This is a genomic window from Citrobacter sp. Cpo040, assembly GCF_030332915.1.
Lineage (GTDB): Bacteria > Pseudomonadota > Gammaproteobacteria > Enterobacterales > Enterobacteriaceae > Citrobacter > Citrobacter portucalensis.
On record NZ_JAOWGX010000036.1, the window covers coordinates 130,987 to 143,077 of the forward strand.

The window sequence follows — 12,091 nt, forward strand, 5'->3', positions numbered from 1 at the left end:
TATCTCAGGAGATTGTTATGTCTCAAACTGCCACACTGATTCTGACTCACGGAAAAATTCATACTCTCGACAGGCAAAGTCCGCAGGTCGAGGCGGTGGCGATCGCCAACGGAAAGATCCTGGCGACCGGTAGCCACGAACGGGTAATGAGCTTTGCCGCCGAAGGGACGCAGGTTGTCGATCTGCAAGGACATACGGTGATTCCGGGCCTGAACGATTCGCACCTGCACCTTATTCGTGGTGGACTGAATTACAACCTAGAATTGCGTTGGGAAGGCGTACCGTCACTGGCGGACGCGCTACGCATGCTCAAAGACCAGGCTGACAGAACGCCGTCGCCACAATGGGTACGCGTGGTGGGCGGCTGGAGTGAATTCCAGTTTGCCGAACGTCGCATGCCAACCCTAGAAGAACTGAATGAAGCCGCTCCGGATACTCCGGTTTTTGTTCTGCATCTCTACGACCGGGCTTTGCTCAACCGCGCCGCGCTGAAAGCGGTTGGCTACACCAAAGCGACGCCGGATCCGGCGGGCGGTGAGATTGTGCGTGATAGCAACGGCAACCCGACCGGAATGCTGATCGCTAAACCGAACGCGATGATCCTTTACTCGACGCTGGCAAAGGGACCAAAACTGCCGCTGGAAATGCAGGTTAATTCGACCCGCCAGTTTATGCGTGAACTGAACCGTCTGGGACTGACCAGCGCCATCGATGCGGGCGGCGGCTTCCAGAACTACCCGGAAGATTACGAGATCATTGAGCAGTTACACGCCAACAAACAGATGACGGTGCGTATTGCCTACAATCTGTTTACCCAGCGTCCAAAGCAGGAACTGGAAGACTTTGAACGCTGGACCGACATGCTCAAGCCAGGGCAGGGAACCGACTTCTATCGTGCCAACGGGGCAGGGGAAATGCTGGTCTTTTCTGCAGCGGATTTTGAAGACTTCCTTCAGCCACGTCCGGATCTGCCGGAGGGTATGGAAGATGAGCTGGAGCGCGTGGTGCGACATCTGGTGGAGCATCGCTGGCCGTTCCGCCTGCACGCCACCTACGATGAATCTATCAGCCGAATGCTGGACGTGTTTGAGAAAGTTAATCGTGATATCCCGTTCAATGGCCTGCACTGGTTCTTCGATCACGCCGAAACAATTACCGAACGGAACATCGAGCGTGTAAAAGCACTGGGCGGCGGGATTGCGGTCCAGCACCGTATGGCGTTCCAGGGAGAGTATTTTGTCGATCGCTACGGCAAAGACGCGGTTAAACATACGCCGCCGGTGGCGAAAATGCTGGCGGCTGACGTTCCGGTTGGGCTGGGGACTGACGCCACCCGCGTGGCCAGCTACAACCCGTGGACCGCGCTGTACTGGCTGGTTTCGGGCCGTACCGTTGGCGGGATGGCAATGTACGATGATAACAACCGTCTACCGCGTGATGTGGCGCTGGAACTGTGGACGGCCGGTAGCGCCTGGTTTTCCAGCGAACAGGGTAAGAAAGGGCGCATCGAGAAAGATCAACTGGCCGACCTGGTGGTGCTGTCTAAAGATTACTTCAGCGTGCCGGAAGAAGAGATCAAAGGTATTGAGTCGGTGATGACCGTTGTTGATGGCAAAGTGGTTTACGCCGCCGGGCATTTCACCCCGCTGGCACCACCTGCTATTCCGATTGTGCCGGACTGGTCGCCAGTGGTGAAGGTGCCGGGGCACTATCGCTCAGCGCCACCTGCTGCGGCGAAAATTGGCGCAATGGTGCAGATGCACCAGTGCTGCGGTAGCTGCGATGTACACGGTCACCAGCATGATATTGCGCGGAAATCGGGGATTCCGGTGTCAGATGACCGGGCTTTCTGGGGCGCGCTTGGCTGTTCCTGCTTTGCGTTTTAATCGCTTATCGGATCTGCTAACAATAAAAAAGGCCCGCATTTGCGGGCCTTTTGTCGATTCATGCCAATTACAGGCTGGAAACGTTCTCGGTCAGGTATTTTGCCACGCCGTCCGGAGACGCGTTCATACCTTCTTTACCTTTTTCCCACTGTGCCGGGCAAACGTCGCCGTGCTCTTCGTGGAATTGCAGCGCGTCAACCATGCGCAGCATTTCGTCGATGTTACGACCCAGCGGCAGATCGTTAACCACCTGGTGGCGAACAACGCCGTTAGCGTCGATCAGGAAAGAACCGCGCAGCGCAACGCCCGCTTCCGGGTGCTCGATGCCGTAGGCTTTCTGGATTTCGCGTTTGATGTCAGCAACCATTGCGTATTTCACTGCACCGATGCCGCCTTTGTCGACAGGGGTGTTACGCCATGCGTTGTGGACAAATTCAGAGTCGAAGGAAACACCAACAACTTCAACGCCGCGCTTCTGGAATTCTTCGTAACGTTTGTCGAATGCGATCAGTTCTGACGGGCAAACGAAGGTGAAGTCCATCGGCCAGAAGAACAGAACGGTAGTTTTACCGTTGGTATGCTGTTTGAAGTTGAAGTTTTCAACGATCTCACCGCTACCCAGTACCGCAGCTGCTGTGAAATCCGGAGCCTGACGAGTTACCAGTACCATATAATTCTCCTGCAATGTTAAGGGTTTTTTGGAACGCAACGCGGGCCAGTATAGAGAGTGTTCGTGAATAAGACAAAGAGGCGCTGGCAATCAATGAGACAGGTTTTGTCTATCAATCTTTTGCCGGACGGCGGCTACAGCTTATCCGGCGGGGAATGCGGGCTGCGATCAAAGGGTTCTACGTCGCGCCTGTTCCATCATTTGCGGATAAAACTGCCAGAATCGTTCTTCTAACGCATCGTAATGCGTATCGAGGTCATACCATGAGTCGCGTAGGGCATCGAGCCGTGGACGGCGGCTGGCCATGCCGTTCAGGACGTTCTGGATAAAATCCATATCCCGATAACGCTCAAGCCATTTTTCTGACCATATATAGTTGTTCAGATTGATAAAGCGCGGCGGCGATTCCGGCAAAATAGTGGTTACCTGGGTACGGGCATAGCGCACAAAGTCCGTCAGCGGGAAGTCAGGGGAGATTTCCGACCAATGACGCGACAGAAAATGATCCCACATAACGTCCAGCGTAATCGGCGCGACACGGCGTGTTTCGCTACGAAACCACTCTTTGGCTTCACGCACCTGCGGTAAGTTATCGGTCATCACGTCGATACGACGATGCATGAAGATGCCTGCTACCACATCAGGCGAGTAGTGCGTTTCCGGATTACCCCGGACAAAATCGGCCAGCAGATTGCCGGAAAGCGAGCTATCGGCAAGATGAGCGAGATGCAAATGTGCAAGAAAATTCATAGTTAAACGTTTATCCAGAGGGGTAAAGGTTGCAGGGAGAACGCCCCGGCACTAGACTACCCGCCTCTTATTTTAGTCTGAGTCAGTGTCATGCGCGTTACCGATTTCACCTTTGAACTACCCGAATCCCTGATTGCCCACTATCCGCAAGCTGAGCGCAGTAGCTGCCGCTTGCTGTCTTTGGACGGGCCGACGGGCGCGCTGACGCACGGTACTTTCACCGATTTGCTCGATAAGCTCAACCCTGGAGACTTGCTGGTCTTTAACAACACCCGCGTAATTCCTGCGCGTCTGTTTGGTCGTAAAGCCAGCGGCGGCAAGATTGAAGTGCTGGTCGAGCGTATGCTGGATGACAAACGTATTCTGGCGCATATTCGTGCCTCGAAAGCGCCGAAACCGGGTGCCGAGCTGCTGCTGGGGGACGACGAAAGTATTAAAGCGACGATGGTCGCCCGCCATGACGCGCTGTTTGAAGTTGAGTTTAACGACGAACGCAGCGTGCTGGATATCCTCAACGCCATCGGCCATATGCCGTTGCCGCCGTATATCGACCGTCCGGATGAAGACGCCGACCGCGAGCTGTACCAGACCGTGTACAGCGAAAAACCGGGTGCCGTCGCTGCGCCGACCGCGGGTCTGCATTTTGACGATCCGCTGCTGGCTAAACTGCGCGATAAAGGCATTGAAATGGCGTTCGTCACCCTGCACGTTGGAGCGGGTACTTTCCAGCCGGTGCGCGTAGACACCATCGAAGACCACATTATGCATTCTGAATATGCGGAAGTGCCGCAGGATGTGGTGGACGCGGTGCTGGCGGCGAAAGCGCGCGGTAATCGCGTGATAGCCGTGGGAACAACGTCCGTTCGCTCACTGGAAAGTGCGGCGCAGGCGGCCAAAAACGATCTCATCGAGCCGTTCTTCGGCGATACACAAATCTTTATTTATCCAGGCTATAAATATCAGGTGATTGATGCTCTGGTCACCAACTTCCACCTGCCGGAATCGACGCTGATTATGCTGGTTTCCGCATTTGCTGGTTATAAAAACACCATGCACGCCTATCATGAAGCGGTAAAAGCGGAATATCGCTTTTTTAGTTACGGAGATGCCATGTTTATCACGTACAATCCGCAGGCTATTTCTGAGCGACCGTGAGAAGGCTATCTCACTTGCCATTTTGATGTCGGGCAGTGCTCGCCATCCTCACGTACTGCGTGTACGCTCCGGTGGCTGTGCGCTGGTCGCCCCCAAACTGGCTGCGCCGATTGCGCCTTCGCCAGTGGGTTAATATATTTTTACTCCGTGGAGTGATTCCGTGGGGAAAGTTTAATCATCAGACTGTCTCTCTGATGCAGGAGAAAAAATGAAATTTGAACTGGATACCACAGACGGTCGCGCGCGCCGCGGCCGCCTGGTTTTTGATCGTGGCGTAGTAGAAACGCCTGCTTTTATGCCAGTCGGTACTTACGGCACAGTAAAAGGCATGACGCCGGAAGAAGTTGAAGCGACCGGCGCACAGATTATCCTCGGCAATACTTTCCACCTGTGGCTGCGCCCGGGTCAGGAAATCATGAAACTGCACGGCGATCTGCACGATTTCATGCAGTGGAAAGGGCCGATCCTCACCGACTCCGGCGGCTTCCAGGTGTTCAGTCTGGGCGATATCCGTAAGATAACCGAGCAGGGCGTGCATTTCCGTAACCCGATCAACGGCGATCCGATTTTCCTCGATCCAGAGAAGTCGATGGAGATTCAATACGATCTCGGTTCCGATATCGTGATGATCTTCGATGAATGTACACCGTATCCGGCCGACTGGGACTATGCTAAACGCTCAATGGAGATGTCTTTGCGTTGGGCGAAGCGCAGCCGTGACCGTTTTGATAGTCTCGGCAACAAAAATGCGCTTTTTGGCATCATTCAGGGCAGTGTTTACGAAGATTTACGTGATATCTCCGTCAAAGGTCTGGTAGATATCGGCTTTGATGGCTACGCTGTCGGCGGTTTGGCTGTCGGTGAGCCGAAGGAAGATATGCACCGCATCCTGGAGCATGTATGCCCACAGATTCCGGCAGATAAACCGCGTTACCTGATGGGCGTCGGCAAACCAGAAGATCTGGTTGAAGGCGTGCGTCGCGGTATCGATATGTTTGACTGCGTGATGCCAACGCGAAATGCCCGTAATGGTCATTTGTTTGTGACTGACGGCGTGGTAAAAATTCGTAACGCGAAACATAAAAGCGACACCAGTCCGCTCGATGCTGAGTGTGATTGTTACACCTGTCGCAATTATTCGCGCGCTTACTTGCATCATCTCGACCGTTGCAACGAAATATTGGGCGCGCGACTCAACACGATTCATAACCTTCGCTACTACCAGCGTTTGATGGCGGGTTTACGCAAGGCTATTGAAGAGGGTAAATTAGAGAGCTTCGTGACCGATTTTTACCAACGTCAGGGTAGACCAGTTCCACCTGTGAACGTTGATTAATTTTAATAATGAGGGAATTTGAATGAGCTTTTTTATTTCTGATGCGGTAGCGGCAACAGGTGCTCCGGCGCAGGGCAGCCCGATGTCTCTGATTCTGATGCTGGTGGTGTTTGGTCTGATTTTCTATTTCATGATCCTGCGCCCACAGCAAAAGCGTACCAAAGAACACAAGAACCTTATGAACTCCATTGCGAAAGGCGATGAAGTACTGACTAACGGTGGTCTGGTGGGTCGCGTGACTAAAGTAGCAGAATCTGGCTACATCGCTATCGCGCTGAACGACACCACTGAAGTGGTTATCAAACGTGATTTCGTAGCTGCCGTTCTGCCGAAAGGCACCATGAAGGCGCTGTAATTTATTGTTTTCCCAAAGGGAACTGCCGTGTTAAACCGTTATCCTTTGTGGAAGTATGTCATGCTGATCGTCGTTATTGTCGTCGGTCTGCTCTATGCGCTTCCCAACCTGTATGGTGAGGATCCGGCTGTTCAAATCACTGGCGTGCGCGGTGCCGCCGCCAGTGAGCAAACGCTGATCCAGGTCCAGAAAACGTTACAAGAAGATAAAATCACACCTAAGTCTGTGGCTCTGGAAGAGGGTGCTATTCTCGCGCGCTTCGACTCCACTGATACCCAACTGCGCGCACGTGAAGTATTAATGGGCGTACTGGGCGATCAGTACGTCGTGGCGCTTAACCTTGCTCCGGCAACCCCACGCTGGCTGGCTGCCATTCACGCAGAACCGATGAAACTCGGTCTTGACCTGCGTGGCGGCGTTCACTTCCTGATGGAAGTGGATATGGACACCGCGCTGAGTAAGTTGCAGGAACAAAATATCGATAGCCTGCGCAGCGATCTGCGTGAAAAAGGCATTCCTTATACTACCGTTCGCAAAGAAGATAACTACGGTCTGAGCATCACTTTCCGTGATAGCAGCGCCCGTGATGAAGCTATCTCTTACCTGAGCAAACGTCACCAGGATCTGGTTATTTCCAGCCAGGGCAGCAATGCTCTGCGTGCGGTAATGACCGATGCGCGCCTGAGCGAAGCCCGTGAATACGCAGTACAGCAGAACATCAACATTCTGCGTAATCGTGTTAACCAACTGGGTGTTGCTGAGCCCGTGGTACAACGTCAGGGGGCTGACCGCATTGTGGTCGAACTGCCGGGTATTCAGGATACCGCGCGTGCGAAAGAAATTCTGGGCGCAACCGCGACGCTGGAATTCCGTCTGGTAAATACCAACGTTGACCAGTCTGCTGCGGCATCCGGGCGTGTACCGGGTGACTCGGAAGTGAAACAATCTCGTGAAGGTCAGCCGGTTGTGCTGTACAAGCGCGTGATCCTGACCGGTGACCATATCACCGACTCCACTTCCAGCCAGGACGAATACAATCAACCGCAGGTTAACATCTCGCTGGATAGCGCAGGTGGTAACATCATGTCCAACTTCACCAAGGACAACATCGGTAAGCCGATGGCGACCCTGTTCGTGGAGTACAAAGACAGCGGTAAGAAAGATGCCAACGGTCGTGCAGTACTGGTTAAACAGGAAGAGGTGATTAACATCGCCAATATCCAGTCTCGCCTGGGTAACAGCTTCCGTATCACCGGTATCAACAACCCGAACGAAGCACGCCAGCTTTCCCTGCTGTTACGTGCCGGTGCGTTGATTGCGCCGATTCAGATTGTTGAAGAACGTACCATCGGCCCAACCCTGGGTATGCAGAACATTAAACAGGGTCTGGAAGCATGTCTGGCCGGTCTGGTGGTGTCTATCCTGTTCATGATCTTCTTCTATAAGAAGTTCGGTCTGATTGCGACCAGTGCGCTGATTGCTAACCTGGTGCTGATTGTCGGTATTATGTCGTTGCTGCCGGGGGCTACGCTGAGTATGCCGGGGATTGCGGGGATCGTCTTGACCCTTGCCGTCGCGGTCGATGCGAACGTACTGATCAACGAACGTATCAAAGAAGAGTTGAGTAACGGGCGCTCGGTGCAGCAGGCCATCAATGAAGGTTATGCGGGCGCATTTAGCTCCATCTTTGATGCGAACATTACGACGCTGATCAAGGTCATCATCCTGTACGCAGTTGGCACCGGGGCAATTAAAGGGTTCGCGATTACTACCGGTATTGGTGTGGCGACGTCGATGTTTACCGCGATTGTCGGTACACGTGCCATCGTAAACCTGTTGTATGGCGGCAAGCGCGTCAAAAAGCTGTCAATCTGAGGAGTGCGAAGTGGCACAGGAATATACTGTTGAACAATTGAACCACGGCCGTAAAGTCTGGGACTTTATGCGCTGGGACTACTGGGCTTTCGGCATTTCAGGTTTCCTGCTGATTGCGGCCATCGTGGTGATGGGCGTACGCGGGTTTAACTGGGGTCTCGATTTCACCGGTGGTACGGTTATTGAAATCACGCTGGAAAAACCGGCCGATATGGACGTGATGCGCGATGCGCTGGAGAAAGCGGGCTTTGTTGACCCGCTGCTGCAGAACTTCGGCAGCAGCCACGACATTATGGTGCGTATGCCGCCAACTGAAGGTGCAGACGGCGGTCAGGTGCTGGGTAGCAAAGTGTTGAGTGTGATTAACGAATCCACCAACCAAAACGCCGCGGTGAAGCGAATTGAATTCGTGGGGCCGAGCGTGGGTGCAGACCTGGCGCAAACCGGTGCGATGGCGCTTATGGCGGCGTTGATCTCCATCCTGGTGTACGTCGGTTTCCGCTTTGAATGGCGACTGGCGGCAGGGGTAGTTATCGCGCTGGCGCACGACGTGATTATCACACTTGGGATCCTGTCGTTGTTCCATATCGAGATTGACCTGACTATCGTCGCATCACTGATGTCGGTAATCGGTTACTCGCTGAACGACAGTATCGTTGTATCTGACCGTATTCGTGAAAACTTCCGCAAAATTCGTCGCGGTACGCCTTACGAAATCTTTAACGTGTCACTGACTCAAACGCTGCACCGTACGTTGATTACGTCCGGTACAACGTTGATGGTTATTCTGATGCTGTTCCTGTTCGGTGGTCCGGTACTGGAAGGCTTCTCGCTGACGATGCTGATCGGTGTTTCCATCGGTACTGCGTCTTCTATCTACGTGGCATCGGCGCTGGCGCTGAAGCTGGGTATGAAGCGTGAGCACATGCTGCAGCAGAAGGTCGAGAAAGAAGGGGCGGATCAACCGTCGATTCTGCCTTAACCCATCCAGGAGTGAAGATACTGGAATCCCGATCGCAAGGTCGGGATTTTTTTTGCCTGTGAATTAGCGACAGGTAATTATCTTTTCCTGTCGCCACACTACTGACAGTATGCTGTCAGTAGCCCTGTCATATAGTCCTCCTGAGATTACCCACACAGGCAGGAGGAAGTATGAGCAATGTAATTAATTGGTTTGAAATCCCCGTGGTACAAATGGATCGCGCCATCGCTTTTTATGAGCCAGTAATGCAGGTTTCTTTGCGCCGGGAGAACATGGACTGCGCTGAGCTCGCCGTATTTCCGCATCAGGATCCCGCTCCCGGCGGGGCGCTGGCTAAATTTGACGGTATTACGCCTTCAGCGCAGGGCGCTATTATTTATCTGCATACGGACGATTTGGCTGCAACGCTTGAACGCGTCGCCACTGCTGGCGGTCAGTGTGTGTTTGGCCCACTCGAACTGGGGCAGGACATTGGTACGATTGCGCTATTTACTGACAGCGAAGGCAATCGTGTTGGTTTACATCAACCCGCGTAATATTTTCAGCACTGAGGATTAAAATGAGCAGACGCGCCGACCGCTTGTTTCAGATTGTGCAAATCCTGCGTGGCAGGCGAGTGACAACGGCGGCGCTGCTGGCAGAGCGTCTTGAGGTTTCTGAACGGACGATTTATCGCGATATCCGCGATCTCTCTTTATCCGGTGTGCCTATTGAAGGCGAAGTGGGCAGCGGATACCGCTTAATGGCCGGGTTTGATCTACCGCCGTTGATGTTAACGCATCACGAATCAGAAGCATTGATGGTAGCGATTCGATTGCTGAAAACATGGGGTGGGGATTCACTCTCACAGGCGTTGGAATCCGCGCAGGAAAAAGTGTTGGCGATATTGCCGCCAGAGAGTCGGCGCAGAGCCGAGCAAACGCGGATTTTCGCGCCAGATTTTGGTAATCAGCCGCATTCACGTAGTGCCTTCGATCTCATACATCGCGCGGTTTCAGCACAGCAGGTGCTGGCGCTGCATTATCGTGATGAGTCCGGGAATCTCTCCTGGCGCGACGTTCAGCCGCTGGGATTATTTTTCTGGGGCGAGCACTGGCTGCTGGTTGGCTGGTGCGAGAAGCGTGACGATTATCGTTGCTTTCGCGTTGATCGATGTCTGAAGATTACGCCACTCGACAGGCATTTTCGCGAATCGGCAGATCGCTCGCTAAGTGACTTTTTGCGTAAAGTACGCTGTGAAGACCAGCCATAAAAAAGCCAGCGGTTAAGCTGGCTTGTCTGCGAAACATTGTCTGGATTAGAAGTTGTAACCTACGACCAGGTAACCACCCCAACCGGTAGATTTCGCGCTGAAGTCGCCTTCGCCCCAGTTCAGGGTATCTCCACCTTTCCACTGGCCGCCGTTATGGAAGTAACGCGCTACGACGGAGTAGTGCCAGTGATCGTAGTTCAGCGCCAGGACGTGGCTGGATGCGATAGAGTTGCTGGTGCGGTTCGGATCATCACCCAAATCTGAGCCCCAGTCGAAGTTGGTGAAGCCGATGTAGGTCAACTGGCCGCCCCAAACCTGGGTGATCGGCACAAAGTATTTCACTTTGAAACGGTAGCCATCCCACTCGTTTTCGTTGGATGCGCCATAGTTCTGCCACTGGTATTTAGCATACACGTTCAGGGACAGACCCATCGGCAGACCGGTATCGATATCGGTACCCAGACCCATATACCAGGTGCTCTGGCGGCTGGCTTTGTTATCACCCATATCGTAGATGTAGTTGTTGGCGAAATACCATTCTTTGAACGGACCAAAGCTCAGGTCAGCACCGGTCAGTTTGTCGATGGAGAAACGCGGTTCGATTTCCATAAACAGCGGGGAACCGTCAGACCAAATACCTTTATCGTTGCCGTTACCCCAGTCGAAGGTTTTCGGAATATCGATGTAGCCATAGAAGTCAAACCAGTCTTTTTTGGCAAACGCTTCGTATTCCAGATACACGTCGTTGTTCAGTTTCGGGGAGAAACGGGTGTGATAGCTACCCACCACGTTGACACTCTGGTGCCACCAGTCGGACAGATATTGCGGTTTGTCATTTTCTGCTGCGTTGGCAGTAAAAGACGAGGAGAGCGCCAGCACTGCACCGGCTGCAAGTAATGTTTTTTTCATATGTATGCCACTGTTTGAAATCCCTTTCGGGAGTGAAAAATGCGCAATTTGCGTTTCTAAATATTTCGTAATTCTTCGGAGCCTATTATAAAAATCATTGTTCACAAAAATATGTCTTGTTTCACAGTTCTATCATTTACGTAATCGATTGCGTTCACGTTTGCGTACTTTAGGCGGCGAATTGTACTGGCTCCCATGAATGTTGCCAAGTTTTACCAGAAATATCGGTTATGTCAGGGGAGTAACAAAAAGAAGCAGAGTGATGTTGCGGAACGCACAAAACGTTCCGCAAAAAAGTTTATTGGCTAACAGGCTGGACGTCGTGGATGCGCACAAATCCTAACTGATCTGGAGTGAGGCCATTTATCTGTAACGGAATGTCTACGTCGCTGGGAGCAAGAATACTCGCCGGAGCGTTGACCAATTGGTTATGAACGTTCACTTCCTGATAGTTGTCCGTGGTGCCCTGAATTTGCCCGTATTCGACGGTGGCGCTAAAGGCGGGTAAAGGCGTGTTGGATTCACCCTGAATTCGTAGCGTCAGGCGCGTACCATCGGCGTTCGGCGCAATGTTCACCAGCGACATGCGTAAGGTGCCAATCTGGCTGTCCAGTCGTGCCGGGGTTTTGGAGCCCGGCAGCAGATAGGCGCCGCTGGTTGATTTTGCATTCAACATATTTTGTTGCGTAATTTTTACCGTTTCCTGATTAAGCTGCGTCATCTCTTTATTCAACGTGCTAACGCTTTGATGCAGCTGGCGTACTTCGCTTTGCTGTGCGCAGGCACTAAGACTAAAGAGACTTCCCACCAGGAGAATTCTTAGGTAACGTCTTGTCATTGTGATTACTTCCTTCATTGTCGCGATAGCATAATGGTAGTGTGCACTGAGCACGAAGGCATCGATCCTTTGTCTCAAAAGCG

Annotated in this window: 12 protein-coding genes; 8 read left to right on the forward strand and 4 right to left on the reverse strand. The window is 52.8% G+C overall.

Annotated features, from left to right (window positions below; translation table 11 throughout):
* Window positions 1–17: 17 nt before the first annotated feature.
* Window positions 18–1,886 (forward strand): amidohydrolase, encoded by a 1,869-nt coding sequence (locus tag OGX86_RS15470; RefSeq protein ID WP_048226306.1) that lies wholly within the window; start codon window positions 18–20, stop codon window positions 1,884–1,886.
* Between the two features lie 67 nt (window positions 1,887–1,953).
* On the opposite strand, the gene OGX86_RS15475 is transcribed toward OGX86_RS15470, so the two are convergent.
* Together OGX86_RS15475 and acpH are read right to left on the reverse strand one after the other, a co-directional pair.
* Window positions 1,954–2,556 (reverse strand): peroxiredoxin, encoded by a 603-nt coding sequence (locus tag OGX86_RS15475; protein ID WP_003021524.1) that lies wholly within the window; start codon window positions 2,554–2,556, stop codon window positions 1,954–1,956.
* 168 nt (window positions 2,557–2,724) lie between these two features.
* Window positions 2,725–3,306 (reverse strand): ACP phosphodiesterase, encoded by a 582-nt coding sequence (acpH, locus tag OGX86_RS15480; protein WP_048226304.1) that lies wholly within the window; start codon window positions 3,304–3,306, stop codon window positions 2,725–2,727.
* Between the two features lie 90 nt (window positions 3,307–3,396).
* Here acpH and queA point away from each other — a divergent pair, with 90 nt between their 5' ends.
* From queA to OGX86_RS15515, 7 genes are all read left to right on the forward strand, one after another.
* Window positions 3,397–4,461 carry a tRNA preQ1(34) S-adenosylmethionine ribosyltransferase-isomerase QueA gene (gene queA, locus OGX86_RS15485; RefSeq protein WP_032942525.1) on the forward strand — a complete coding sequence of 355 codons (1,065 nt, stop codon included), beginning with the start codon at window positions 3,397–3,399 and terminating at the stop codon, window positions 4,459–4,461.
* A gap of 208 nt (window positions 4,462–4,669) precedes the next feature.
* Entirely contained in the window at window positions 4,670–5,797 is a 1,128-nt protein-coding gene (tgt, locus tag OGX86_RS15490; RefSeq protein ID WP_003021535.1) for a tRNA guanosine(34) transglycosylase Tgt, read from the forward strand.
* Window positions 5,798–5,819: 22 nt separating this feature from the next.
* A complete protein-coding gene (gene yajC / locus OGX86_RS15495; RefSeq protein ID WP_003021544.1) occupies window positions 5,820–6,152 on the forward strand; it encodes a preprotein translocase subunit YajC in 333 nt (110 codons plus the stop codon).
* A 27-nt stretch (window positions 6,153–6,179) separates the two neighbouring features.
* Complete coding sequence (secD, locus tag OGX86_RS15500) at window positions 6,180–8,027, forward strand: protein translocase subunit SecD (RefSeq protein ID WP_003021547.1); 1,848 nt, start codon at window positions 6,180–6,182, stop codon at window positions 8,025–8,027.
* A 10-nt stretch (window positions 8,028–8,037) separates the two neighbouring features.
* Window positions 8,038–9,009, forward strand: a complete 972-nt coding sequence (secF, locus tag OGX86_RS15505; protein WP_003021550.1) for a protein translocase subunit SecF — start codon at window positions 8,038–8,040, stop codon at window positions 9,007–9,009.
* 170 nt (window positions 9,010–9,179) lie between these two features.
* Entirely contained in the window at window positions 9,180–9,545 is a 366-nt protein-coding gene (locus OGX86_RS15510; protein ID WP_032942527.1) for a VOC family protein, read from the forward strand.
* Window positions 9,546–9,568: 23 nt separating this feature from the next.
* A complete protein-coding gene (locus OGX86_RS15515) occupies window positions 9,569–10,261 on the forward strand; it encodes a helix-turn-helix transcriptional regulator (protein ID WP_032942528.1) in 693 nt (230 codons plus the stop codon).
* 45 nt (window positions 10,262–10,306) lie between these two features.
* Here the strand turns inward: OGX86_RS15515 and OGX86_RS15520 are convergent, their stop codons facing one another.
* Both OGX86_RS15520 and OGX86_RS15525 read right to left on the reverse strand, forming a co-directional pair.
* The gene (locus OGX86_RS15520) at window positions 10,307–11,170 is read right to left on the reverse strand and encodes a nucleoside-specific channel-forming protein Tsx (protein ID WP_003021561.1); all 864 of its coding nucleotides are present in this window, start codon (window positions 11,168–11,170) and stop codon (window positions 10,307–10,309) included.
* A 298-nt stretch (window positions 11,171–11,468) separates the two neighbouring features.
* A complete protein-coding gene (locus tag OGX86_RS15525; protein WP_128316816.1) occupies window positions 11,469–12,008 on the reverse strand; it encodes a SadB/YajI family lipoprotein in 540 nt (179 codons plus the stop codon).
* Window positions 12,009–12,091: the final 83 nt, after the last annotated feature.